The organism is Bradyrhizobium sp. 187 (assembly GCF_023101005.1).
Classification (GTDB): domain Bacteria; phylum Pseudomonadota; class Alphaproteobacteria; order Rhizobiales; family Xanthobacteraceae; genus Bradyrhizobium; species Bradyrhizobium canariense_D.
In genome coordinates, this window is the sequence record NZ_CP064693.1 from 5562309 (window position 1) to 5588964 (window position 26656).

17 protein-coding genes and 2 pseudogenes are annotated in these 26656 nt (G+C 64.3%); 7 read left to right on the forward strand and 12 right to left on the reverse strand.

Annotated features, from left to right (window positions below; genetic code table 11):
- Positions 1–3 precede the first annotated feature (3 nt).
- Complete coding sequence (locus IVB19_RS26935; RefSeq protein WP_018460333.1) at positions 4–993, reverse strand: Bug family tripartite tricarboxylate transporter substrate binding protein; 990 nt, start codon at positions 991–993, stop codon at positions 4–6.
- A 287-nt stretch (positions 994–1280) separates the two neighbouring features.
- Between IVB19_RS26935 and IVB19_RS26940 the strand changes: the two genes are divergently transcribed.
- A complete protein-coding gene (locus tag IVB19_RS26940) occupies positions 1281–4121 on the forward strand; it encodes an ATP-binding protein (RefSeq protein ID WP_247820101.1) in 2841 nt (946 codons plus the stop codon).
- Positions 4122–4144: 23 nt separating this feature from the next.
- On the opposite strand, the pseudogene IVB19_RS26945 reads toward IVB19_RS26940, so the two are convergent.
- From IVB19_RS26945 to IVB19_RS26955, 3 genes and pseudogenes are all read right to left on the reverse strand, one after another.
- A pseudogene (locus tag IVB19_RS26945) lies at positions 4145–5084 on the reverse strand (aldo/keto reductase).
- 93 nt (positions 5085–5177) lie between these two features.
- Complete coding sequence (locus IVB19_RS26950) at positions 5178–6674, reverse strand: MDR family MFS transporter (RefSeq protein WP_247820102.1); 1497 nt, start codon at positions 6672–6674, stop codon at positions 5178–5180.
- On the reverse strand, positions 6671–7816 hold the full coding sequence (locus IVB19_RS26955; protein ID WP_247820103.1) for an HlyD family secretion protein: 1146 nt from the start codon (positions 7814–7816) through the stop codon (positions 6671–6673). The genes IVB19_RS26950 and IVB19_RS26955 overlap by 4 nt, the downstream gene beginning before the upstream one ends.
- Before the next feature lie 47 nt (positions 7817–7863).
- Here IVB19_RS26955 and IVB19_RS26960 point away from each other — a divergent pair, with 47 nt between their 5' ends.
- Positions 7864–8592 carry a TetR/AcrR family transcriptional regulator gene (locus IVB19_RS26960; protein WP_247820104.1) on the forward strand — a complete coding sequence of 243 codons (729 nt, stop codon included), beginning with the start codon at positions 7864–7866 and terminating at the stop codon, positions 8590–8592.
- Positions 8593–8641: 49 nt separating this feature from the next.
- Here the strand turns inward: IVB19_RS26960 and msrA are convergent, their stop codons facing one another.
- The 6 genes and pseudogenes from msrA to IVB19_RS26990 all read right to left on the reverse strand — a co-directional run bounded on the left by msrA (position 8642) and on the right by IVB19_RS26990 (position 13797).
- A complete protein-coding gene (msrA, locus tag IVB19_RS26965) occupies positions 8642–9157 on the reverse strand; it encodes a peptide-methionine (S)-S-oxide reductase MsrA (protein ID WP_026234007.1) in 516 nt (171 codons plus the stop codon).
- A 172-nt stretch (positions 9158–9329) separates the two neighbouring features.
- Positions 9330–9752, reverse strand: coding sequence for an OsmC family protein (locus IVB19_RS26970; protein WP_018460340.1), 423 nt, complete (start codon positions 9750–9752; stop codon positions 9330–9332).
- A 112-nt stretch (positions 9753–9864) separates the two neighbouring features.
- On the reverse strand, positions 9865–10713 hold the full coding sequence (locus IVB19_RS26975; protein ID WP_018460341.1) for an enoyl-CoA hydratase/isomerase family protein: 849 nt from the start codon (positions 10711–10713) through the stop codon (positions 9865–9867).
- 62 nt (positions 10714–10775) lie between these two features.
- Positions 10776–12089, reverse strand: a complete 1314-nt coding sequence (locus IVB19_RS26980; protein WP_247820105.1) for an epoxide hydrolase family protein — start codon at positions 12087–12089, stop codon at positions 10776–10778.
- A 264-nt stretch (positions 12090–12353) separates the two neighbouring features.
- Positions 12354–13091 (reverse strand): VOC family protein, encoded by a 738-nt coding sequence (locus IVB19_RS26985; RefSeq protein WP_247820106.1) that lies wholly within the window; start codon positions 13089–13091, stop codon positions 12354–12356.
- 33 nt (positions 13092–13124) lie between these two features.
- A pseudogene (locus IVB19_RS26990) lies at positions 13125–13797 on the reverse strand (sensor histidine kinase).
- A gap of 311 nt (positions 13798–14108) precedes the next feature.
- Here IVB19_RS26990 and IVB19_RS26995 point away from each other — a divergent pair.
- The 4 genes from IVB19_RS26995 (at position 14109) to IVB19_RS27010 (ending at position 19739) form a co-directional block, all read left to right on the forward strand.
- Entirely contained in the window at positions 14109–16952 is a 2844-nt protein-coding gene (locus IVB19_RS26995; protein WP_247820107.1) for an ATP-binding protein, read from the forward strand.
- Positions 16953–17070: 118 nt separating this feature from the next.
- Positions 17071–17778 (forward strand): hypothetical protein, encoded by a 708-nt coding sequence (locus tag IVB19_RS27000; protein WP_085348991.1) that lies wholly within the window; start codon positions 17071–17073, stop codon positions 17776–17778.
- Between the two features lie 182 nt (positions 17779–17960).
- A complete protein-coding gene (locus IVB19_RS27005; protein ID WP_247820108.1) occupies positions 17961–18662 on the forward strand; it encodes a type 1 glutamine amidotransferase domain-containing protein in 702 nt (233 codons plus the stop codon).
- Between the two features lie 120 nt (positions 18663–18782).
- A complete protein-coding gene (locus IVB19_RS27010; protein WP_247820109.1) occupies positions 18783–19739 on the forward strand; it encodes an alpha/beta fold hydrolase in 957 nt (318 codons plus the stop codon).
- 49 nt (positions 19740–19788) lie between these two features.
- Here IVB19_RS27010 and IVB19_RS27015 read toward each other — a convergent pair whose 3' ends face one another.
- Positions 19789–22671 carry an ATP-binding protein gene (locus tag IVB19_RS27015; RefSeq protein WP_247820110.1) on the reverse strand — a complete coding sequence of 961 codons (2883 nt, stop codon included), beginning with the start codon at positions 22669–22671 and terminating at the stop codon, positions 19789–19791.
- 354 nt (positions 22672–23025) lie between these two features.
- On the opposite strand from IVB19_RS27015, the gene IVB19_RS27020 reads away from it, so the two are divergent.
- A complete protein-coding gene (locus tag IVB19_RS27020; RefSeq protein ID WP_247820111.1) occupies positions 23026–24009 on the forward strand; it encodes a helix-turn-helix domain-containing protein in 984 nt (327 codons plus the stop codon).
- Positions 24010–24092: 83 nt separating this feature from the next.
- Here the strand turns inward: IVB19_RS27020 and IVB19_RS27025 are convergent, their stop codons facing one another.
- On the reverse strand, positions 24093–26414 hold the full coding sequence (locus IVB19_RS27025; protein WP_247820112.1) for a molybdopterin guanine dinucleotide-containing S/N-oxide reductase: 2322 nt from the start codon (positions 26412–26414) through the stop codon (positions 24093–24095).
- Positions 26415–26656: the final 242 nt, after the last annotated feature.

A 26656-nucleotide genomic window follows, 5' to 3' on the forward strand; every position in this document is an offset into this window, starting at 1 on the left:
GCTTCACAAATTGATCAGCCCGATCGATTTGATCAGGGGCGCGAGGCTTGCGGATGTGGCCTCGACGATGCGCTGGAATTTGTCCGGGCTTGAATCGTTGTCCGGCTCCATGCCCTGGGCGCGATAGCTCGCCAGAAGCGCCCTATCGGCCATGGCGAGCCGCGTCGCCTGCGCGATCCGGTCGATGATCGCATCGTCGGTGTCCTTGGGTGCGAACAGACCGAACCATCCCTCATACCGGATGCCGGGCATGCCGGATTCGACGGCGGTCGGGATCTCCGGCGCGCCGCTCAGCCGCGTTTCGGTGGTGACCGCAAGCAGCCTGACTCTTCCCGCTTGGGCCAGCTGCTGCAATTGAACGGACATGACGGCAATGACGAGCGATATCTGGCCGCTGACGAGGTCGTTGGTCGCCTGCGCGATGCCGCGATAGGGCACGTGGACGATGTCCAGCGCGCCGGCCTGCTGCTTGAAGGATTCGCCGACCAGATGGTTTCCGGTGGCGATCCCCGGCGTGCCATAGGACAGCTTTCCTGGATTGGCTTTCGCATAGGTGATCAACTCGCGCAGGTTTGCGGCAGGCACCGAAGGATTGACGGCGAAAACCAGCGCGCTGTTGATCAGCCGGTAGATGGCGCGGAAATCGCCAACGGAATATCCGGGATTTGCCGCCGTCATGGGAATGATGACCTGCGTGCTGCCGTTGCCGAGCAGCAGCGAATAGCCGTCGGGCTCCTCGCGCGCGACCGCCGCGGTCCCGATGGCGCCGCCCGCGCCGCCGATATATTCGACGAAGGTCGGCCCGAGCAGCGACGGCATCCTGTCCACCCAGGGGCGCGCGATCTGGTCACCCGATCCGCCGGCTCCGTAGGGAATCACCAGGCGAATGGGACGAGACGGATAGTCGGCGGCTTGTCCGCTGCGGGGAAGCGCGGCGAGCGCCGCTGCGCCCGACAACGCGTGCACCAATTGTCGCCGCGTGAAAGAGGCCATGCTGGAAATTCCGGAAGTCGGCAGTCAATGTGGTGGCGGGACCGGCTCCCGGACCATGCCATCGCAGCAATCCGGCATCACAGTCAATGCTCCATCCGGCCGTGCCCCGGCGTCATCGCATTGTCATGTCGGCCTAACTCTTTATTTCACAAGCATTATTTCGGCGAGCCATCCGTCCGCGCAGGGCTGTCAGCCCTGCCCACTGCTTTCGACCGGTTTACTGTACGCCTCGTTCTGTTAGATCAGAAAGTAATACCTTTTGACTCCCTTCGAGGGGGCGATGGCGCGTGCCAGATCGTAGCGAAGATTCGGCCATTTCCTTTGGGCCATTTCGACTGTTTCCGAAGTCCCGGCTCCTGGAGAAGGAGGGCTCGCCGCTTCATGTCGGCGGCCGCGCGCTCGACATTCTCATCTTCCTTGCCGGACGCCCCGGAGAAGTGGTCGACAAGAGAGAGCTGGTCAAGCGCATCTGGGCCGGCGTCAATGTCGACGAGGGTAGCCTGCGCTTCCATGTCGCAGCGCTACGCAAGGCGCTCGGCGACACCGGCAAGTCGGCGCGTTACGTCGTCAACGTGCCCGGCCGCGGCTATTGCTTTGTCGCCTCGTTCGCTCAAGCAGCTCCTCCGGCCGCCCCGCTCCCGGCCGAAACCGCCCCTCCCCGCTCCTTGCCCGCTCAGCTCACCAGGATGGTCGGCCGGGAAGGTGTCATCGAGAAGATCTCGAACGGACTTTCGCTCTATCGCTTCATGACCGTCGTCGGCCCGGGCGGCATCGGCAAGACCTCGGTCGCCGTCACCGTCGGGCATCGCCGCTCCCAGGATTTCGGCGGGCGAGTCTTCTTTGTCGATTTCGGTCCGCTGAGGGATGCCAGTCACATCGCGACCACCATTGCTTCGGCGCTCGGACTGACCATCAGCGCGGAGGATCCGACGCCGGCCCTGCTGACGTTTCTGAAGACCGACCCGGCCCTGCTGATCTTCGACGGTTGCGAACATGTGCTGGATCATTTGGCGCCGCTGGTCGAGCGCATCGTTCGCGAAGCACCGCAGCTTCGTGTTCTCGCAACCAGCCGCGAGTCGTTCCGGAGCGAAGGCGAGCGAATTTTCCGGCTGTTCCCGCTGGACTGTCCGCCCGAGCGCGAAGGGCTTGCTGTCGACGAGGTCCTTGCCTACCCTGCGGCTCAGCTCTTTGTGGAGCGCATTGCGCAGAGCTCGGGCCCGTTCCAGCTCAGCGCGGAAGAGGCCCCCCTCGTCGCGAGCATCTGCCGGCGCCTCGACGGCATCGCGCTGGCAATCGAGCTCGCGGCGGGCCGCGTCAATGCTTACGGCATCGCCGGCACGGCATCCCTGCTCGACAGCCGCTTTTCGCTGCAATGGCGCGGCCGACGCACCGCCGTGCCGCGGCACCAGACACTCGCTGCGGCGCTCGACTGGAGCTACGACCTTCTGCCTGCCGCGGAGAGCGCAACGCTGCGACGCCTGTCGGTCTTCGCCGGGCCTTTCGCGCCGGAGGCGGCTGCGGCGGTCGCGTCGGGTGACGGCCTCAACGCCTCCGAGACCCTCGAAGCAATCGACAGCCTGGTGACCAAGTCTCTGATTTCGCCGTCCGGCTCGCGGACGCTGCGCTATCGGCTGCTCGACACCACGCGCACCTATGCATACGGAAAACTCAACGAGCTCGGCGAAGCCGGGCAGTTCGCGCGGCGTCATGCCGAGCATTTTCGCGATTTATTCCAGCGCGCGGAGGCCGATATTTCGACGCCGCTGCCCGAATGGCTGAGCATGTATGGCGCGGAGCTGGACAATGTGCGCGCGGCGTTGGACTGGGCCTTCGGGCCCGACGGCGAGCCGAAACTCGGGATCGCGCTGACGTCGGCCGCAGTCACGCTGTGGGTGCGTCTTTCGCTGTTCGCGGAATGCCGTGAGCGCAGCAGAACGGCGCTCGCGGCGCTCGGAGACACCGCCGACGACGACCGCATCCGCATGCAGCTGCTGTCGGCGCTCGGATGGTCGCTGATGTATGGCGAGGGCCGCGCGCGCGAGGCGCGGCCGATCCTCGAGACGACCCTCGAGCTGGCTGACAGGCTCGACGACAAGGATTTCCGGCTGCGCGCGCTCTGGGGCTTGTGCATCGACCAGTTCAATAACGGACAGTTCGGCAAGGCCCGTGCGCTCGCCGATCGCTTTGCGAACGCAGCCGCGAACTCGCCCGACAGGACCGATGTCATGCTGGGCGACCGGCTGATGGCCGTCGCGCTGCATTATCTCGGGGATCAGAACGAGGCTCGGCTGCGCATCGACCGGGTCAATGCATCGTTGCATGTGTTGGCGGAGAAGCCGAAAATCTTCCCGCTCGATCTGAGAATATCGACGCAATATTTTCGAGCTCGCATCCTGTGGCTTCAGGGTCTGGCCGATCAGGCTCAGGCCCTCACCGCCAGAAACATCGAGGAAGGCCGCGCCAACGGCCACGCGCTGACATTCTGCAGCGTGCTCGGACAAGCCGCCTGCCCGATCGCCTTCTGGTCCGGCGATTTCGACGCCGCCGAGCGTCACGGCATCGAGCTGCTCGAACACACCGAGCGCCACGCCATCCGGCTGTGGGGCCTGTGGGCACGGGCCTTCAACGCCGCAGTCATGGTCAGGCGCGGCGACGTCACGACCGGCCTGCCGCTGCTGCGCGAGGAGCTCAATCGCGCCGGCGATGCGCGCTTCCTGCCGCGCTTTCTGCCCTTGCTCGGCGAGCTCGCCGCGTGTTCCGGAGAGGCCGACCAGGTCGATCGCGGGCTCGACGTGATCGAGGATGTCCTGACCCGCTGCAACGACCGGCAGGAGCTCTGGTATCTGCCGGAGCTGATCCGCATCAAGGGAGAGTTGATGCTCAGGAACGCCCGGCATTCAGAGGATGCCGAGGCGCGCTTTCGCGAGGCCATGGACATTGCCGTCCAGCAAGGCGCGCTTTTCTGGGAGCTGCGAAGCGCGGTCAGCCTGGCGCGGTACATGATCGGGGCCGGCCAGAGCGCGGAGGCCTTGGCAATTCTGCAACGCGCATGCGGGCCGTTCACCGAGGGCGCCGGCATTGCCGAGATCCGCAGCGCCCACGATCTGATCGAGCAGCTCCGGGCTTGACGAGTCGGCTGACCGGCGCCGATTCATCCGGCCCGCGGAATGAATCCGGGCACGCCGGTCTCGACGACCGTGTTGAACCTGATGTTTGTCGTAATCTGGTCCCTCATCTCTCGCATGGCGTCTTCGGGGCAAGGCCGAAATATCGAAGTTTTCCTGGATGCGCCGGGAATTGGTCGAAGTCGTCAGGAAAGCGGTGCCGCGCTGGACCGCCCACGCCAGCGCAATTTGAGCCGGCGTCCTGTGCAAGCGCTCCGCGATGGCAGTGATCACCGGATCGGCTAGCACGTTCGGCTTCATGGCGTGTCCCAGCGCTGCAAACGCCTGCAAGACAATCCCGTGCTCTCGACAGAAGTCGAGCAGGTCCCATTCGGGAAGATACGGATGCGATTCGACTTGCACCATGGCGGGCCTGATCCGCGCGATCGAAACGATCTCGCGCAGCTTGTCCAGGGTGATGTCCGACAGACCGATCGACTTGCAGTGCCCCTCGTCGACGAGGCGCTCCAGCGCCCCCCATGTCTCCGCCAGCGTAACCCCTGAATCATAGATGACCCGACCGTGCTCATCCCTCGGGTCCTGCTCGTCGCCGGGTTGAAAGGCAAAGGGCGTATGGATGATGTAGCAATCGATCTCGTCGAGTTGCAGCCGCCGGCGACTGCCGTCGAAGGCAGGCCTGACCCGTTCCGGCCGATGATTGGTGTTCCATAGCTTCGTCGTAACGAACAGGTCCTTGCGCTGAAGCGTCCCCGCCTTGAATGCCTCCCGCAGCGCATCGCCGACCGCCTCTTCGTTGCGATAGCGCTCCGCGCAATCAAGATGTCGAAATCCGGCCTCCAATGCAGCCTTGGTGGCCCGCCTGGTCACGAGCGGATCCGGAATGAGCGTGCCAAATCCCACCGCGGGAATCGTCCCGGATTGATGAGTTAGAATTCTCGTATAACGAAGCGAATCCGACGTTGTCATGCTGATGCTCCTTTGTTTGCCCTCAGCTCCCTCAAAAGTAAGGGACGAGGTATTCGAAATTGACGATGCGATGTCATTCCACGACTCCAGGCGTTAACCGGTAGGCCGCGGCTTACGGAGAAAAAACACGAGCGGAATCATGACGAGCATGGCGAACATCAGGATCTCGAACTGGTCGATGACCGCGACGGTCGCCGCCTGACGCGTGACCATGCCGTTGAGGGCCGCAAGACCCGGCTTGCCGACCGAGCCCCCGACGTAAGCGGCGACACGATAGGGCGTGAGGTTCTTTGCGAGTGCGACATGCACAGCCTGCGTGTTGGCGTAGAAGAAGAGCTGGACGACCGCGATGCCAATGGTGCTGCCATAGAGGCGCGACAGGTTGATCAGCGCGCTGCCTTCCGGGCGGAGCTTCGGATCGAGCGTGCCGAACGCGGCCCTGGCGAGCGCGGGCAGCAACATGCCGAGACCCGCTCCCTGGAGCAGGCCGGCCTCGACGACCGGCCGCCAATCCATCGCCGGTGAATAGCCAAGCATCAGCCAGTTGGCATAGACCACCAGCGTCATTCCACCCACGAGGAACGGCCGGTAGTCGATCTGCGCCGGGACCAGGCTCGTCAGCACCAGCGCCCCCACCAGCGCGACGCCGCGAGGAACGGTCATGTATCCGGTGGTGTCGACGGGGTAGTTGAGCAATTCCTCCAGCATCGGGGACGTCAAGGCCAGGGTCGGCAGCAGCACGAAGCCAAGCGCGAAGGAGATGACCGTCGAGAGCACGAGATTGCGGTCCCTGAACAGCGCCGTGCGGAGAAAGTGCTCCTTTGTCGTCATGACGTGCACGATGAAGAGATAGAAGCCGAGCACGGAGGCGCCCGCCTCGATCCAGATTTCCGTCGAGGCGAACCATTCGAGGCGCTCCCCGCGGTCGAGCAACATCTGCAACCCGATCATGCCGACGGAGAACGTCGTCAGACCGAAGAAGTCGAAGGACCGGCTCCGCTCCGCCCGCTTCTCGCGGAGCAGCTGAGCCATCGTCAGGAAAATGAAGCCCGTCATCGGCAGGCTGAAATAGAAGATCGAGGGCCAGCCGTAATATTCGCTGAGCCAGCCGCCAATGGCCGGGCCACTGCTGATGCCGAGTAGGGAGCAGACGGTCCACGCCAGGCTCATGCGCGCATGTCGCACCGGCGATGTCGCCTCGAGCAGGATCGCCAGCGAGAGCGGTGCCAGCGGTCCGCTCGCCGCGCCCTGGAGGATTCGCGCCAGCACGAACTGAATCGACGTCGTCGCCAGCGCGTCGAGCGCGAGACCCAACACGAAGATCGTGACGGCGGCCTGATAGACCACCTTCCGACCGTAGCGTCCCGCCAGCCATTGCGTGATCGACATGGTCACGGCGCTCGCCGCGATATACGAGGAAAACACCCAACCGACCTCGTCATTGGCCATCGAGAGCGTCGCCTGAATATGAGGTAGCGCCGCGTTCGGTATCGAGATGTTGACGGCCTGCATGTAGGCCGCCATGAGGGCGGCCGCGGCGATCGCGTGATGACCGCCGGGCGCCGTGGACGATGGGAGGGGCGTACTCATTTGCCCTCCATCGCAAGCGCCGGTTGGAGCAGATGCGCCCAGCTGCGGCGATGGCCTGTATCGACCCGCGCCGTCACGCTGATGCCTGAGAACAGCGGCCGGTTTGGATTGAGATCGTCGAGTTCCAAGCGCACCGGCAATCGCTGGACGACCTTGACCCAATTTCCCGTCGCATTCTCGGGCGGCAGGAGCGAGAAGTCCGAGCCGGTCCCCGGACTCATGCTGACGATGTGTGCCTTGAACTTGCGATCGGGATAGGCATCGACGTCGATCGTCGCCTCCTGGCCAGGGCGCATATGAGTGAGACCGGTCTCGCGAAAATTCGCCTCGACCCAGACGTGCCGGCTCGACAGCAACGAGAACGTCGGTGCCCCGGCATTGACGAAGCCGCCGATCTGGAGATCGTCGACCTTGGTCACGATGCCGTCGTCCGGCGCCGTCACGGTGGCGTAGGAGAGATCCAGCCGCGCACGGTCGAATTGTGCCTTGGCTGCGCGGACTGCCGGATGGCGATCGACATCACCCTCAAGGTCGCCGTTGAGTGCGACGATCGTGGTGGCGATCTGCTGCTCGACCGACGCCACGCGCTGGCGAGCGACCTTGAGATCCGTCTCGGCCCGTTCATAGACCGCGCGTGGCGTGAAGTCGGAGGCAACCAGCATCCTCTTGCGGTCGAATTCGTGCTCGTCGAACGTAGCCGTCTCTTTGGCAGACTGCAGCTCCGCCTGCTGCTGACGGTGGGTCGCCTTGAGGGATTCGATCTGGAGCCGCGCACTGCCGAGGCGCGCCTCGGCCTGGTCGACGGCAATTTGATAAGGCTCCGGGTCGATGCGAAACAGCACCTGCCCCCGCCGGACGCGCTCGTTGTCACGCACGGCTATCTCGACCGCCTGGCCGGAAACGCGCGCGTTGATGGTCACCTTAGCGGCACGCACAAAGGCGTCGTCGGTCGAGACATATTGCTCCTGCGCCAGATAGATGAATGCGCCGACCACGGCCACCGCCATCGGCAGCGCAAGCATCAGCGGCCGTCGCAGCCGCTTGCCGAGCCCTGCCCCAAACCATTGGGCGGCTGCCTCGCTCGGGCGGAAGCTGTTGCGAACGCCGAGCCCGCCGGCGATTGGCGCGAAATCGAAACGCATCGGAAAATCCTCGGGTTCAATCTATTTATTAACGATCGTTACAAATATTGTACTCCGACGCGGCGATCAAGTCCGCGACCTTGATTTTCATAACGATCCATACAAATATGCGTGTGGAACATGGCAACCGGGGTTCTGACGATATGGCACGGAAAAAGAGCGAAACGAGCCCGGCGCGCCGGGGTCGCCCACCGGCCTACGACGCAGAGACGGCCTTGAAGCGGGCAACGGAAACGTTCTGGAGGACCGGCTATTCCGGTACCTCCCTGGACAAGGTCGCTGCCGCGACCGGGATGAGTCCGCCGAGCCTCTACGCGGTGTTCGGCAACAAGCATGCGCTCTATCTCGAGGCGCTCGCGCGGTATTGGGAGATCAGCCTTGCCGCGACGCGTGAGGCTCTCGCCGGGGACCATTCCTTGGACGAAGCGCTGATGCTGGCCTATGACGCGGCGCTGTCGATCTACTTTTCCGGCAAGGGAGCCGCACGCGGCTGCTTCGTGGTGGGGACGGCGGTGACCGAAGTCGCAGAAGATGCCGCGATCCGGAGCAGCGTTGCGGCGGGACTGCGCATGATAGATGCCGATTTCGAAGCCCGCTTCCGCCTCGCGCAGGACAAGGGCGAGCTGAAGCGCGACGCCGATCCGGCGGCGCTTGCCATTCTCGCTTCAGCCACGATGCACACCATCGCCATTCGCGCCCGTGCCGGCGCCCGCCGCCCGGAGCTGAGGGAGATGGCCCGAAAAGCGGTCGATGTGATCTGCGGATGCCGGCGATGATCTCGCGGATTTCAGCCATGGCTCTCCCCGGCAATAGCGACGACCAGCTTTAGCCTGCCGCGGCAGCCCCGCGCCGCGGCAACTTCCAGTCGGGGCGGATGAAGTGGCAGGTGTACCCGTCCGGATAGCGTTCGAGATAATCCTGATGCTCCGGCTCGGCTTCCCAGAACTCGCCCGCGGGCGCGACCTCGGTCACGACCTTGCCAGGCCAGAGACCGGACGCCTCAACGTCTGCAATCGTGTCCTTGGCGATCCGCTTCTGCTCGTCGCTGGTATAGAAGATTGCCGAGCGATAGCTCGTGCCCAAATCATTGCCCTGGCGGTTGAGCGTGGTCGGATCGTGGATCTGGAAGAAGAACTCCAGCATGGTCCGAAAGCTGGTCTTGGCGGGATCGAAGGTGATCTCGATCGCTTCGGCATGACCTTCATGGTTGCGGTAGGTGGCATTCTTCACCGCGCCGCCGGTATAGCCGACGCGGGTGGAGACCACGCCCGGTTGCTTGCGGATCAGATCCTGCATGCCCCAGAAGCAGCCTCCGGCCAAAATTGCGCGTTCCGTTGTCATATCTCCACTCCCAATTGATCGGTCTGTCCGTTCTGAACCCGTCGCATCCTATGCTTTCGGCGGCCCAGTCGAAAGCCGGGCATTTGCCCATCCGGTTCCTCTCGTGGAGGCCAAAGCTTCGACGACCTCAGCTTCCCCAAGCAGAACCAGATGGACATAAATTGAGCGCGCCTTACGTCAGCTTCGCGTCGAGCGTGATTGCGGCGTTGAGCACCTTCGACACCGGACAGTTCTTCTCGGCCTCGCCCGCGATCTTGGCGAAACCAGCGTCGTCGAGGTTCGGCACCTTGGCACGTAGCGTCAGCGCCGATTTGCTGATCTTGAAGCCTTTGCCTTCCGGCTCGAGGCTGACCGCAGCTTCAGTCGTGAGCTCGTCCGGCGTGAAGCCGGCGAGTTGCAGGCCGAAGGCCAGCGCCATAGTGAAGCAGCCGGCATGGGCCGCAGCGATCAATTCCTCGGGATTGGTGCCCTTCTCGTTCTCAAAGCGGGTCTTGAACGAATAAGGCGTCGCGGCGAGCACGCCGGATTCGCTCGATAACTGACCAGTGCCATCGCGACCGGTGCCTTTCCAGACTGCTGTTGCCTTGCGGATCATCTCAATTCTCCTGGTTGACTTTTTTTAGCACCGGCACTCGGTACGGTACGAAAGCGACATTGGCACGACCGCCTGTCGCCGTTCCAACCGGCCGAGCGCCGCAGCAGTTCCGCTAGCTACCGATCTGTCCGACATGGAAGCCGAGCCGGTTCTCGACATCACCGGCGCGGTGGAAGCCGCGCGACATCAGCGCCTTGATGCGGCTCTGGCTTGCCGGGCGGCTGAGCGAGGCCAGGAACGCGTCCCATTCCGGCTTGATCTCGATATCCGGTGGCAGGCTCGCAACGTCGACGAGGCGCTTGGTCTCGGCAATCGCCTCCTTGTCGAAGGACGCGATGCGCATGGCCAGCGCCTCGACGAAGCCATCGAGCTCGGCATCCGGCAACGAGCGGTTCACATAGCCGTAACGTTCGGCGAGATCGCCGTGGATATCGTCGGCGCCAAGCAGAACCTCGAGCGCGCGGCCGCGGCCCATCAGACGCGGCAACCGCGCCATCGGGCCGCCGCCGGGCACGAGGCCCGCACCGACCTCCCATTGCGACAGGACCGCCTTTTCGCGGCTGGCAAAGCGCATATCACTTGCCAGCGCCAGTTCGCTGCCGACGCCGGTCGCACGGCCCCTAATCGAGGCAATCGAAACCACCGGCGCGCGGCTGAGACGCACCAGCATGTCGGGCAGTGCCTGCAGGCCCGTCGGCCCCGGCGGGATACGAAGCGAATCCTCCAGCGGCGCGAGGAAGTCGTAATGCGTGATGAAGAAGCCTTCGACGGCGCTGTCGAACACCACGACCTTCACCTCAGGATCGGTCTCGATCGCCTTGACGACGTCATCAAGAAGCGGAAGCTGCTTGGGGCCGAAGATATTGACTGGGGGCATGTCGAAGGTGACACGCCAATACGACGGCAGCCGACGTTCCAGGCGGATTTGGTCGGTCGTGAAGGTGCGTTCGGGGCGGTTCATGATTGGATTCCTGGTCTGTGGGGAAAGAAGGGAACGCGCGGAAGTGCGCGTCCCCGCAGGTCTCAGATCGACTGACGCAGCGGTCGGAAGGCGGTGCGCATTTCCGCGCAGAACAACGCGGGCTGCTCCCAGGCGGCGAAATGGCCGCCCTTGTCGAGACGGTTGTAGTGCATCAGCCTCGGATAGGCCTTCTCGGTCCAGCTGCGCGGCGCAGCGTAGATCTCGTCCGGGAAGACGCTGACGGCGACCGGGATCTTGATGTGCTTGGGCTCGAAGAACACCAGCTTGTTCTCCCAGTACAGCCGCGCCGACGACACCGCGGTGTTGGTGAGCCAGTAGAGCGCGATGTTGTCGACCACGTCGTCGCGCGACAGCCCTTCCGTCTTGCCGTCGAACACCCGGGCGATCATTGCGGCGCTGCGCGCATCATGGTCGAGCATCCAGGACGCGAGGCCCGCCGGCGAATCCACCAGGCCATAGAGTGTCTGCGGCCGGTTGGACATCTCGATCGCGTAGCCGAGACCGTGCTTGTAGAAGTCATCGAGCTGATCGTAAGCGTAGCGCTCGTCGGCCGAGAGGTTCGACGGCCGCGATCCGCCGGGCTGAAGCGCCTTGGCGATGTCGTCAGGAACGGTCGCGGGCATGTTGGTGTGGATGCCGAGCAGTTCCGCCGGCGCGATCACTGCCATCTGCTCCGTCACGGCATTGCCCCAATCGCCGCCTTGCGCGACATAGCGGTTGTAGCCGAGCCGCTTCATCAGCACGATCCAGGCACGCGCGACGCGCTGGGGATCCCAGCCCAGCTCCGCCGGCTTGCCGGAGAAACCGTGGCCTGGGAGCGAAGGGATCACGAGATCAAAAGCGTCCGCCGCCGTCGCGCCGTGTGCGGCGGGATCGGTGAGCGGGCCGACGATCTTCATCTGCTCGATGATCGAACCGGGCCAGCCATGCGTGACGATCATCGGCAAGGCATTCTCGTGCCTGGAGCGGACGTGAATGAAATGGATGTCGACGCCGTCGATCTCGGTGACGAATTGCGGCAAGGCATTCAGCCGCGCCTCCATCTTGCGCCAGTCGTAGTCGTTCTGCCAGTAGCTCACGAGCTGCTGCACCGTCGTCAGTTGCACGCCCTGCGATTGATCGGCAACGATCTCACGATCAGGCCAGCGCGTCGCGGCGAGACGGCGACGGAGATCGAGCAGATCCTGCTCGGGCACGCTGACGTGGAACGGGCGGACCGCCCCGCTCACGCCGGCCTTCGCAGAATGCAGCGGCAGCAGGCTCGACACGCTTGCCGCGACCGCGGTCATCGCGGCTTGACTCAACAGTTGACGGCGGTCTGGATTGAGAATGTCGGTACGTGCTTGCGTGGTCATGTTCGATCTCCCTAGCTTTGGTCGGTGACGCTGACCGAATTCGACATCAACGCCTCGGTTCGCCATGCCGAGAGATTGGCGCAGGCCCTGGCAATTTGCTCGTTATGGGTTGTTAGAGCGCGTTAGCCGTTGCGAGCCGCGCGACACCGAGGAGAGCGATCGTCTACTCGCGACGCGCGCCGCCAAAACAACACGGCGCGCGATGAGCTCAGTCATCGCGCGCCGTGTCGGCTTGCATCAGTCGAAGAATCCGTGCTGTCCAGCTCAGGATGGCAGCGGCTGGCCCGCCTGTTCGCGGACGATGTAATCGGCGTACCAATCGGCCCAGTTCTCGTCGTGCCCGCCGGTCCGCTTTTCGTGCTCGCCATGGGCCGCCGCCGCGCGGCGCAGTGCTGCGGCCAGCGCAGCCTGCGAAGCGAATGTCGTGCCGTCGCCCGCGATCCGTCCCGGCAATCGCGTCGTGACCTCCTGGAACAACCAGCCATTGCCGTCGGGATCGCTGAACGACGCATATGAGCCGTAGCTGCCGCGCTTCGGGTCAGCACCGCTCACCCGAACGCTGCCGGAGAGATAAGGCTCGTCGGTCCCCGCGTGAACATCGCCGGCACCGTGGAATGGAGCGCTGACCTCGACGCCGCGGTCGAGCAGATCCGTTCGCGCCGCCTCCAGATCGGAGACGATCAGGTACAAGCCTCGCGCCGAGCCCGGCGCTGCCGCCGTCACGTTCCTGCCGAAGATCACCGAGCAGGCCGAACCCGGCGGCGTGAACTGGATCACGCGCCAGTCATCGCCGGAGGCAAAATCGGCGTCCAGTCGCCAACCGAGACGCGCGTAGAAGGCCTTGGCGCGATCGACATCGGACACCGGGATCACGATCACCTCGAGCCGCTGATCGACGCTAGGCGATGTCGAAGGCGTCTTCGTATAGTTGTTGGAAGACTTGTTGGAAGGCTTATTGGAAAGCTTGGCCGCGGCGTCGCGGTCGATTTCGGTAGTGGCCATGTCGAACTCCCTGGGTTGGATCTAAGGCGAGCTTCAAGCAGCTGTGATCGGCATCACGATGGTTACGCGTGTGCCGTCCTCTCCCGCCTCGCCCTGCAGCCGGGCGTGAATGCTGCGTGCGAGTCCTTCGAGAATCCGGCTGCCGGTGCCCTGAAGCGGCCCGGTCGCGCCGATCCCGTTGTCTATTACCGTGCAGAACCAGGCGCCGTCGCGATTGGCCATCTCGATGCGGATCAGTGCGTCATTCCTGTTCGGGAAGGCATGCTTGGCCGCATTCGTTACCAGTTCCGTCAGCATCAGCGCGAGCCGATGGCATTGCGACGCCGGCAGCGTGCCGCTTTCAATTGCAGCCTCGCAGCGGATGCCCGCCGGCTCCAGCACGGCCTCGGAAATCGCTCCGCACAGATTTTCGAAGAAGGCCGCCACCGGGATCGCCGTATGGTCGTCATTGTCGGACAAGAGTTGATAGAGCCTGCCGAAGGCGACAATGCGCCGCTCGAGCCGGTCCGCTGCAAGCGATACGTCCCTGGGTACCCGTTCGGGTGAAATCGCGGCGGACTGACGCACCCAGTATCGTTAGCGTGTTCTTCATCCGATGGTGGGATTCCCGCAGCACGAGCTCCCAGTCACGCGACTGATCGTCTAAACTGGCCACAAATTGAGATCGAACGACGTCGTCATTCGGCCGAGCATTGATACCGGACATCGTAGCCTCCCCGTTGGAATTAGCGTCAAACTCGGAACGGATACTGGATGCAGTTCGCGCGCATTGCTCGTTAGACGTTGCAAGATTCTGTTATGATGGAGGTCTGACGACCGGGAAAAAGCACGCTGCCGGGTTGTCCCGATCGCTTCGCAAGATGCTCGCGTTTGAGTACAATTTGCGACGGATTGCCGCGCGCGACGGCCAATTGCCGGCACCCTCCACGCGATTTCGCCACTTTCGACCAGTTTACTCAGGGTTCCCTTCTGCTAGATCAAAGTGCAGAGTTCAGCTCTCACTGGAATGATTGGCCCGTGCCGGACACTAACGACCAGGATTCGGCCATTGCTTTCGGGCCATTCCGGCTGTTTGCAAAGACGCGGCTGCTCGAGAAGGACGGCGCCCCGGTTCACCTCGGCGGCCGTGCGCTCGACATCCTCGTTTTTCTCGCCGAGCGCGCCGGCGAGGTCGTGGACAAGCGTGAGTTGATCCGGCGGGTCTGGGCCGACGTGAATGTGGACGAAGGCAGCCTGCGCTTTCACATCACGACGCTGCGCAAGGCCTTGGGCGATCCGGGCGAAGGGTCCCGCTACGTCGTCAACGTCCCCGGACGAGGTTATTGCTTCACGGCGGCGCTGCTCCGGGCTGCCCCTTCGGAGAACCGGACCAGCCTGCCCGTTGCTTCGCCGCGCTCGTTGCCCTCGCCGCTGGCAAAGATGATCGGGCGGGACGATGCGGTCCAGAGAATTTCCGCCGAGCTCGTTTTGCATCGCTTCGTCACGATCGTCGGTCCCGGCGGGATCGGCAAGACCTCGGTCGCACTGGCCGTGGCGCATGGCGAGCTCCCGGCCTTCGACGGCCAGGTGTGTTTTGTCGATTTCGGCGCACTGAGGGAGACCCGGCTCGTCGCGGGAACGATCGCGGCCGCGCTGGGCCTGACAGTCAATTCCGACGATCCGGTGCCGGGGTTGCTGACGTTCCTGCGCAACCGGCGGATGCTGATGGTCTTCGACAGTTGCGAGCACATCCTCGACGATCTCGCCCCTCTGGCGGAGCGCATCGTCCGGGAAGCGGGTGAGCTGCATATTCTCGCAACCAGCCGCGAATCCTTCCGCGCCGAAGGTGAGCGTGTCCATCGGCTGTTTCCACTGGATTGCCCGCCACAGCGCGACGGACTCGGCATCGCCGACATCCTTGCCTATCCCGCAACTCAGCTCTTCGTGGAACGCATTGCAGAGAGCCTGAGCGAATTCGAGCTCAGCGAGGAGGATGCGCCGCTTGTGGCCGACATCTGCCGTCGATTGGACGGCATCGCCCTCGCGATCGAGCTCGCGGCCGGGCGTGTGAACGCCTATGGCATTGCCGGCACCGCCTCGCTGCTCGACAGCCGTTTCTCCCTGCTATGGCGCGGCCGGCGCACCGCTGTCCCGCGACACCACACCCTGAGTGCGGCGCTCGCCTGGAGCTATGATTTGCTGCCGGCAACCGAAAGCGCAACGCTGCGCGGATTGTCGGCCTTCGTCGGGCCGTTCACGCTGGAAGCCGCGCTTGCGGTCGCATCCTGTCAGAGCATCGGCGAGGCAGAAGCCGCCGAGGCGATCTCCAACCTGCTTTCCAAATCGCTGATCGCGACCTCGCCTGCGGAGCGGCGGCTGCGCTATCGCCTGCTGGATACGACGCGTGCCTTCGTCGCGGAGAAGCTCGTCGAGAACGGCGAAGCTGACCGCGTCGCACGTGCCCACGCCGAATATTTCCGCGATTTCCTGCGTGACATCGCCCTCAAATCCACGGGCATGCAGAGCGCCGGAGGCTTTCTTCCCTATGCCGACCACCTGCCCAATGTCCGGGCCGCGCTGACCTGGAGCTTTTCGGACGGCGGGGACCGAGCGATCGGCGTGGATCTGGCGGCGTCGGCGGCGCAATTCTTTCTCGAGCTGACATTGCTGACCGAATGCTACCGCTGGACCCAGCAGGCGCTGGCGTCCCTCGACGCGAGCGCGGTGGATGGTCGCAATGAAATGATCTTGCAGGCCGCGCTCGGCGTCTCCGCGATGTTCACGCAGGGCAATACCGAAGCGGTCCGCTCGGCATTCACGCGCAGTCTCCAGCTTGCCCGGGAGCTCCAGGATCTGCACTGGCAGCTCTGGTTGCTGCGCGGATTACACATCTATCTCACCAGGGTCGGAGATTTTCACGGAGCACTCGGAACCGGGGAACAGGGCGAGAGCGTCGCGCGGAAGCTGAACGATCCCGCCAGCACGCTGAACGTCGAATGGATGCTGGGCGTCGCCCATCATTTGATCGGCAACCAGGACAAGGCGGTGCAGCTCTGCGAGAGCGCGATGTTGCATAATCCCGGCTCGCAGCGGCTGAATATCGGCCATCTCGGCTATGACGACCGCATCGTCGCACTGGTGGCGCTGGCACGCGGGCTTTGGCTCACCGGCCGGCCCGATCGTGCGATCGAGGCGTCGAGATACACCGTTCGCGAAGCCGAGCTGCTCGAACAGCCGCTCACTCTCGGTATTTCCTTGATCTGGACCATCTACGTGTTCCTCTGGGTCGGCGACTTGGCCAATGCGGAAATCCTGATCGAGCGGCTGATCGATCATTCCGCGCGGCACTTCCTCGGGCCCTATCACGCGGTCGGCATCGGCCAGAAGGGTGAGCTGCTGCTTCGCCGCGGCGACGTCGCCGCCGGCATCGAGCACCTCCGCCGCAGCCAGGCGACGCTGTACGCGACGCGACACCGGATCATGACGACGGTGTTTGCGACCGCCCTCGCGGAGGGACTCGCCTCGCAGAACCAGGCCGACGAAGCCTTGCTGACCATCAACGATGCCATCGCAGAGATCCCCGATCATGGCGAATCCTTCGACATGCCGGAGATGCTCAGGGTCAAGGGCGACATCCTCGCCCGGTCGGGCAATGCCGCGGAGGCCGAAAGCTGCTTCCTGGACTCGCTCGATCTGTCACGCCGCCAAAGCGCGCTCGGCTGGGAGCTGCGGGGGGCAATTAGTCTCGGCCGGGTTTGGCGCGGGGCCGGAAAAGCCGCCGACGCACGCGCCCTGCTCGCCCCCCTCGTCGCGCGGTACCAGGAGGGCCTGCAGACCCGTGATCTCGTCGCCGCCAGGGAGCTCCTTGCGGCGCTGAATTGAGAGTATCTTCAATGAGATACCGCAAGGCTATCCGCTCGCAACTCCTAACAAATTCTAACACGCCAAGCCGCATCCGCCCCGCCATGGTGGTGGCACTTCATGGTGGATATGGCGGGACATGGCGCTTCTTGACGATGTAATTGATGCCAGCGGCGGAATGGCCCGCTGGAATAGCTTGAGCCGGTTCACGCTTCACCTCTCCGTCGCGGGAACGCTGTTCTCCAGCACCGGACATGCCAGCGAATTCAAGGACGTGACGGCGGAGGGCTCGACCCGCACGCAATCGGTCCGCTTCACCGGCATCACCGGAGGCGAACACTCCGGCTCGTTTCAGCCGGACGCGATCACGATCGAAAGCCTCGAAGGTGAGATTCTGCGGACCTGGCGCAATCCGAGTCTTGCGTTCACCGAGGCCGGTTCGCCCGCGCTCGCGGGCGAGCTGCATCTCGTCTTCTTCTGCGGCGTCGCGATCTGGAATTATCTGACCAATCCATTCCTGCTCGCCCATCCCGATGTCTTGGTGGAGGAGCTGCCGCCGTGGCAGGAGAATAACGAGTCATGGCGGCGGCTGCGGGCGCAATTCCCACCGAGCCTGATCACGCTCGCGCCCGAACAGATCTTCTATTTCGACGAGAACGCATTGCAACGGCGGACCGATCACGATCTGTTCGGAATGAAAGTCGCGCATTACTCCTGGGCCCATGACAGCTTCGGCGGCATCGTGGTGCCGACGCTCCGACGCGCGCAGACGCTGCGGCCCGACGGAACCGTGGTCGCCAAGCCCGTGCTGATGGATGTCGAGATCTTTGACGCCGTCTTCGAGTAGCGGCCCGCGCGATATCTCCAACTCTCAACGTCTAACAATACATAACGAGCCAACAGTCGGCCTTGAGCGCAGATTGGGTTCGCGAGCAACGAACGACGTGACGTGCTCGAACGAGACCCAGCTCGGCGCATCTCCACCGCAATGGAGCGCGTCATCGCAGCAAACGCTCAAGGAGAACGGTCATGAAAATATTGATGGTCATCACCTCGCACGACCAGCTCGGCAACACCGGGCGCAAGACGGGGTTCTGGCTCGAGGAGCTCGCCGCCCCCTATTTCATCTTCAGGGATTCCGGGGCCGAGATCACCCTCGCCTCGCCGAAAGGCGGCCGTCCGCCGCTTGACCCCAAGAGCAACGAGCGCGAATTCCGCACCGACCTGACGCTACGCTTCGAGGCCGACGTCGCCGCCGAAGCCCAACTCGACAAGACGGTTCGCCTCCACAGCGTCAAGCAGGAAGATTTCGACACCGTCTTCTATCCCGGCGGTCACGGCCCGATGTGGGACCTTGCCGAGGACAAGGACTCGGTCAAGCTCATCGAATCCTTCCTTGCCGCCGGCAAGACAGTCGCCGTCGTCTGCCATTCGACTGGTGCGCTGCGCCACGTCAAGACGCCCGACGGCAAGCCCCTGGTTCAGGGCAAGGAGGTGACCGGTTTCACCAATGGTGAAGAGGAGGACGTCGGCCTCACCAAGGTGGTGCCTTTCCTGGTCGAAGACGAAATGCTGAAGCTTGGCGCCGTCTTCTCGAAGACGGCAAACTGGGGCGTTCACGTCGTCACCGACGGCCTCTTGATCACGGGCCAGAACCCGCACTCCTCGGGTCCGGCCGCGCAGGCCCTGCTCGCCGCCCTGAAGGGCGAGCCGCTGGCGCGCGCGTCGTAAAGCCCAGATGCGGCACATCGCGAGAGGCGCCCGCGATGGTGCCTCTCGACGCCGCCGTCACAAGCGGATGTCCCGTACTTGCGACACATCTTCTTCACATGCCGGATTCGGAGCGATGACATGAACATCCCAGCCACTCTTGCCCTCTCGGCCGCTTTGGCCTGCGCGACCGTGCAGGCCTCGGCACAGGATCTGCGATCGAGCCGGCGCTCGATCAGCTATCACAAGACCGATATCCGGGGTCTCGAGATTTTCTACCGCGAGGCTGGGCCCACCGACGCTCCGACGGTGCTGCTGCTCCACGGATTTCCCTCGTCGTCGCGGATGTGGGAGCCGCTGATGCCGCTGCTCGCCGACAAATATCATCTCATCGCGCCGGACTATCCCGGCTTCGGCAACAGCAGCGCTCCGCCGCCATGCGACTTCACCTATACGTTCGGCAACATCGCCGCCGTGATCGGCGAGCTCACAACGAAGCTCGGCCTCACCGACTACGTCCTGTTCATGCAGGACTACGGAGGTCCTGTCGGCTTCCGCATGGCGCTGGCGCATCCCGAACGCGTCCGCGGTGTCATCGTCCAGAACGCGGTTTCGCACGAGCAGGGGCTGAGCCCGCTCTGGAATGCGCGCAGGAAGTACTGGGCCGACCCGGCGCACGAGCTCGAGGCGCTCAAGGCCAACTTTACGTCCCTGGAGGCGACGCGTCAGCGGCATCTCGGCTCCAGTCCGCGTCCCGAGCGCTATGACCCCGACACCTGGATCGACGAATACGCGTTCCTGACGCGTCCCGGCCAGGCCGAGATTCAGACCACGCTGTTCCTGGATTACCGGACCAACGTCGCCTCCTATCCGAAATGGCAGGCTTGGTTGCGCCAGACGCGGCCACCGACGCTGGTGGTCTGGGGCGAATACGATCCGTCATTCGCCGTCGCAGGCGCGACGGCCTATCGCGACGACGTGCCGGATGCCGAGGTTCACATTCTCGAAGCCGGCCACTTCGCGCTGGATGAAGCCACCGACGAGATCGCTTTGCTTGTCCGCGACTTCCTGGGGCGGCTGGCTGGACACAAGGGTTGAGCGCTGATGGACGCGCTCAGCAGCGAGAAGAGACGGTCGTATCGACTGTTCAGGCCCCCGGCTCGTTCAGCATGCGCCGTGCTGCAATGAGATCGGCGGTCTCGAACCCTTCGGAGAACCGGGCATAGGTTTGAGCGAGCTGTTCGAGCGGATTTTGCACATGCTGCCGGGTTCGAAGCCGCGCCAGCGACATCTCGGCTCGCAGCCGCCACGATAGCGCGCCCTGCTGTTCGGCGAGCGAGATCGAGGCGACAAGATCGGCCTCGGCCGCGTCGGGATTGCCGCCCTGGACCTCCAGCTCTCCCCGCAGACGGAGCAGCTCGGGCATGTCGAACGCGCCGCCTTCCCGCTCGACCCGCAGAATGGTTTCGTGAAGAACCTGAATGCCTTCCGTCAATTGTCCCAAGCTGACCAGGCCCAGAGACAGATCCGCGGCGAACGCCGAGGCATAGAGTTCGTAGCGGTCGGCATGCAGGCGTGGAAGCGCACTCCGCATCAGGTCGACGCCGCCGGCCGCCTCGCCCCGAGCGATCATGCTCTGCGCCCGAAAACCCGCCGCGACGGCTTCGTAAGGCACGAGCCCGTGCATGCTCGCATGCGCGGTCAGACGACCGGTCATGGCCTCGACCGACGACCAGTCGCCGAGCCAGCCGAATACCGAAGCGGACCAGCATAATGCTATACAATGCATGACCACGTCATGCGGCGCCGAAGCGCCGACCAGCGGCCGGATGCATTCGAGCGCACGATCGGGAAAGCCGCGCAGCCATAGCACGCGCGCGAGCGGAATTTGCGGTGTGCGTGAATAGGCGAAATGCCCGGGTTGGGTCCCGCGGAGCGCAGCGTCGTCTCGCAGGCCCTGGTCGAGATGAGCCTGCGCCGCGGCCTGGTCTCCGGCGAGGTGATATGACACGCCGAGCAGCGCTTTGCTCCCGGCGATGCCCGCGGTATCACCGATGACGCGGGCAATCCGCTCGGCGTGAAGCGCAGTCGGCACCAGATGCCGATAGCGACCGGTCCGGCGGTAGAACATGTTGAGCCGGGACAACAGCCTGAATGTGTTGGCGTGATCGGAAAGCGCTTCCGCTATTTCCAGCCCGCGCCTGAGCGCCGCTTCCGCCTGCTCGCTGTTGCGCTCGGTGAACATCAAGGCGTGACCGAGCGTCGACTGAAGTTCGAGCTCCCATGCGCCGCCCCGGTCGGCCTCGTCGAGCATTGCGAGGGCGCGATTGGACCAGATTCGCGCCTCGTTCAGCAAATTGAGTTCGACGAACAGCCTTGTGCAGCTGCCGGCGAGCGGCACGCGCAAGCCGGCGCCCTCGTCGTTGGCATAAGCCCATTGCAGCGCAGCACGGGCATCGGCGAGCAGGCTCGCGCGTTCCTGCAAACGTGACGCATGATCGCTGCCCTCCTTATTCTTCATGCCCGCCTCGAGCGTGCATTGAACATAGAGAGCGTGACGGCGCGCGATCCCGGCCAGCTGTCCGCCGTCGGCCAGTTTCTGCAGGGCATAGGCACGCGTTGCGTCGAGCAGACGATAGCGCCGCGATGCGCCGTCCGGCTGGACGGAAACCAGCGACTTCACCACGAGTTGCTCCAGGGCCTCGACGACGCGGTCCTCCGGCATCTCCGCCCCGGCCGCGACCGCTATCACGCCCTTCAAACTGAAGTGACCTGCGAAGACGCCAAGGCGCTGAAACACGACCCGCTCGCTCTCGCCGATCAGACCGAAACTCCAGTCGAGCGTAGCGCCGAGCGTCTGCTGCCGCGGCGGCGCCGTTCGCCGCCCGCGCCATTCGAGCTGCAGCCGATTGTCGAGCAGCGCCGCCATCTCGCGCAGTCCATACAGACCGACACGCGCGGCAGCCAGCTCGATCGCCAGCGCGATGCCGTCGAGCTTGCCGCAAATCCGGGCCAGGACTTCGGCATCCTCGTCGGTGATGTCGTCGCGATGCCCGGCCGCGACGGCGCGATCGACGAACAGGCGCACAGCGGGATAAGCCAGCACCTCGCCGGCACTAAGGCGGGTGCCCTGCGGCGGACCAGGGAGCGAAACGAGCTCGAAAATCTGCTCGCCTTCCACCAGCAGCGACTCGCGGCTGGTTGCGAGGATGACGATGCCGGGCGCCTCCCGGTAGATGTTTTCTGCAAGACGCGCGACCTCCTCGATGACGTGCTCGCAGCTGTCGAGGATGAGAAGAAGCCGCCGGCCGCGGAGGAAATTGACGATGCTGCCCGAGGGATCATCGTGGTGCACGACGAGGCCCAACGCGGCTGCAACCGTGCTCGCGACCAGGGCCGCGTCCTTGAGCGGACCGAATTCAAGGAAATGGACGTTGCCGTCGAAGCTATCGCACATCTCGTGCGCGAGCGCGGTCGCAACGGTGGTCTTTCCGATGCCGCCCGGCCCTCGCAGCGTGACGAAGCGATCGCGGAGCAAGCGCGCCGCCAACTCGGCCACGGCGTCCTCCCGCCCGACCATCCGGTCCAATCGGCGCGGCAGCGACGGTGGCGGCGCGGCCCTTTCAGGCACACGCGACGCCGGTGCAGCCACCTCCGCGCGCCCGCCACGCCGCACGGGCGCGACAAAGCAATAGCCCCGCCCCGGGATGTTGGTGATGTAGCGGGCACCATCCTTTCCGTCGCCGAGCACCTTGCGCAGCTCCGCAATATGGACGCGCAGGCTGATCTCCTCGACGGAGAGTCCGGACCACGCATAGGCCAGAATTTCGGCCTTCGGGACCACTTCGCCGGCGCGACTGACCAGTAGGCGCAAAATATCCATCGCACGGCTGCCGAGCCTGACCGGCAAGCCATCCTTCTCCAGCAGCCGCGACCGCAGCGAAAATGGCCCGAACGCGACGGCATCGAAATCTGGGATCGCCGCGGCGTCGCGGCCGCGGGGGCCCTGTCCTGCCGAGAGCTCGATCACTTCTGACTCATCTTGACGCCCGCTCCAGCGAAATGCGGCGCGACTATACCCGGCGCCGGTGCGAGGTCCAGCGAGGGCAACCCACAGAACTCACACCTCCACATCGATCTCCACGCCATGACCGGTGCTCTCCTGAGTCGTGTCGGGGATACGCAAATGTCTGATAAACTGTACAAAAACGACGCTTCCTGAGACGGGATGCCGCACCTGATGCGCTCCCACAAAAACTAACACATCCTAATCACCACTAACGAGCTTGCAGGTCAGCTCACGCCTATCCTCTCACCATGGAAAACGTGGGCTTTGCGCGTTTGCTGGTTGCAAACAGCGGAGAACGCCCGGAGAGGACGAACGATGTTGACCAATTTGCAGGCAGGTGATGCCTGGATTGAATTTCCGGGCACCTCGGGGGATTGCGAGTTCCCCCGGGCAACACACGCGATCATTCGGGAGCGTCAATGGCGTCAGATCGATCCGCGCACGGGAGCGGCCGCCGAGGACATCGCGATCTCGCGATGGGAAGACCCGCGGAGCACCTCGTCGCACCAAGCGACGACGCCTGAGGATCGCTATTTCGTCGGCATCGCCCTCAAGACCACGCGCGCGAAACTGACCCGGGATCGCCAGGTCATTTTCGACGGGACCATGCCCGCGGGCACACTGTATCTCACCGCGCCGTCAAAGCCCCTCGCCGTGCAATTCCAGTCGCCATGCGCCTTCTTGCACTTTTACATCTCCGCGGATCAATTTCCGGCACAATTTTCCGGGACCGAAGGATTGAATGATCTCGTATTGTTGCGCGATCCGCTCGCGGCCGAGCTTGCCAAGGCGCTGATCGAACTTGGCGACGCCGCGGACCACGAGTTTACGCGCTGCATCGGCCAGACCCTTGCGATGCATCTCGCGCGCCTGGAATTGCCGCGCGCCAGGGTCAATGCCTTGCCGAAATGGCGGTTGCGGCGGGTCGAGCAATATATCGCCGATCATTTCCACCGCTGCATCAGCCTGTCCGAACTCGCCAACGTCGCCGGCCTGTCCAGAATGCACTTTGCGGCGCAATTCCGCGCCGCGACCGGTTATCGCCCCCGGGAGTATCTGCTCAATCACCGGATCGAGCAGGCCAAGACGTTGCTGGCGACCACCGAGCGGCCGCTGGCCGAGATCGCACTCGCCGTCGGCTTCAGCACGCAGGCGCATTTTTCGACTGTCTTCAAGCGCATCACCGATCAATCCCCAGCACGCTGGCGCCTCGCCAGCAAGGGCGAACGGCGAGAGGTGCAAGCACTCCCGCCGCGTCGTCCTGCTACGGAGAGGGACTGGATCAGCGCAGCCGCGTAAGCATTCGCTCGCGCCCTCATCCTCCCGGGCCTGCGAGCCACTCGGGGCCGTCCCTGCACCCACACAGGACGGCCCCTTTTTTTCTACACCGGGTCGAAAGCCCGGATCGGCGGCAGATTGCCGGTGAACTTCTCGACCTCGACTGTCGTGAGCTGACCGGTGCAGCCTTGCGCAAAGGACGAGGTGCCGACGTCGCGGGTGAGCACGTTCGGATTGCCGTGCACGCAGAGCGGCGCGTCGTCTTCGGGGTCCATCGGGTCGTACCAGGCGCCGGTCGGGAGCTGGACCACGCCGGGCGCGATGCCGTCGGTGACGTGGACCGCGGCGAGACAGGCGCCGCGCGCGTTGAACAGCCGGATGATGTCGCCGTGCTTGATCCCGCGTGCGTCAGCGTCCCGTGGGTTCATGCGCGCGACCTCGCGGCCGCGATGTTTGCTTTGAAGCGAATGTCCGCCGAAATCGAGCTGGCTATGCAGACGCGTCACCGGCTGGTTGGCGACCAGGAAGCACGGCGCCCCCGGCTTGGGCGTGTCGGACTTCTCCAGCCAGACCGGATGGCCCGGGCAATCCGCATCACCATGACCTGCGATCTTGGCAGAGAATATTTCGATGCGACCGCTCGGCGTGGGCAAAGCATGATTGACGGGATCGTCGCGGAAGCGGCGCAGCCGGCCACCGTCGTCGGGCTGCTGCGGCACCACCAGGCTGCCGCGCCGCCAGAACTCTTCGAAGCTCGGCGCTTCCAGGCCGCGCGCTTCGAGCGAGGCGCGGGTCGGCTCATAAAGATGTTCCAGCCACTGACGTGACGTCCGCCCCTCGGTGAAGGGCTCGCGCGCACCGAGACGGCCGGCGAGATCGGCGAAGATCTCGTAGTCGTCGCGCGCAAGGCCGAACGGCTCGGCGATCCGGTGCATCGCGACCATCAGGGGATCGTTGCTGGAATAGCCGATGTCTTCGCGTTCGAGCGTCATCGTCGAGGGCAGCACGATGTCGGCATGCCGGGCCGTGGCAGTCCATGCGAGCTCGTGCACGACCAGCGTGTCGACTTTCGCAAACGCCTTGCGCAGGCGGTTGATGTCCTGGTGGTGATGGAAGGGATTGCCGCCGGCCCAGTAGACGAGGCGGATATCCGGATAGGTGCGCGTCTCGCCATTGTAGCGATAGGTGCTGCCGGGATTGAGCAGCATGTCGGCGATGCGCGCCACTGGAATGAAATCGCGGACAGCGTTGCGGCCCTGCCCCAATGTCGGCCCCGGCACGTCGTTGACCCGGCGGCCGTAATAGCCGATCGCCCCCAACGAATAGGCGTAGCCGCCGCCGGAGAGGCCGATCTGGCCGAGCGCTGCCGCCAGCACCATGCCCATCCACACCGGCTGCTCGCCATGCTCGGCGCGCTGGAGCGAATGAGACACGGTGATGAGCGCACGCTTGCCGGCGAGCCGGCGCGCAAGTGCGCGGATTGTGTCGGTGTCGACGCCGCAGATCGCGGCGGCCCATTCGGCGTGCTTGGGTTGGCCGTCGCTCTCGCCGGTGAGATAGCGCAGGAAGACCGGCCAGCCCTCGGTGTAGCGATCGAGGAAGGCCTGATCGTGCAGGTTCTCCGCGACCAGCGTATGAACGATGCCGAGCATCAGCGCGGTGTCGGTCCCGGGCACGCACGTCATCCATTCGGCGCCGACCTCGACTGGTAGGTCTTCGCGCAATGGGCTGACCAGGATGAACTCGCAGCCGCGGCGACGCGCAGCTTCCATCGCGCCGCGCTCGACATGCTTGCTGATCGAGCCGCCGGCGACCATCGAGTTCTTCAGCGCCATGCCGCCGAACGCCAGCACGATGTCGGTATCAGCCGCGATCTGCTCCCAGGTGACGTTGCGCTTGGTGATATCCTCGTAACCGCAGAGGATCTGCGGCAGCAGCACCGAGGACGCGCCGGAGGAATAGGAGTTCACCGAGCGCACATAGCCGCCCAAGGCGATGTTGAGGAAGCGATGCACCTGGCTCTGGGCATGGTGGAAGCGGCCCGCGCTCGACCAGCCATAGGAGCCGCCGAACACCGAGCCGGGGCCGCGCGTGTCGCGGATGCGTGCCAGCTCGTCGCCGAGCAGATCGAGCGCCTTCTCCCAGCTGACGGAGACGAATTCGTCGCGACCGCGGCGATCGTCCGGACCGGGACCGCGTTCGAGCCAGCCGCGGCGGATCGCCGGTTGGGTGATGCGCGCCTGATGGCGCAGCGCGCCGGGAAAATTGCCGATGATGCCGTTCGGATCGGGATCGCCCGTATAGGCCCTCACCTCGAGCCCGGCCTCGCCTTGACGTGCCGAGAACACGCCCCAATGCGAGGTGTGCGGCTTGAAGCCGTCGGACAGGTCGAGGCCGGGGTCGGGGAAGCCAATCGTATCGTCCATCGTCGCATTCCTTGTTCCGGTCGCGGCACGGTCCCGGCCGCACCGATGTCATCCGCGTCGCAGTATAGCGATCCGCGCTTCGATGTCGTCGGGTCAGGGCCGGCGAAAATGCCGGGCGCTCGTGCAAGGACAGATTGGCGAACGTTCGCAGGAACGACCGGCGGTGATTTTCGACCAATTTGTGCTTTTGTTTTCAGCGCTTTAGTCGGTTTCATTTAGAGCCGCGCGGTCCGTCTTTCAGT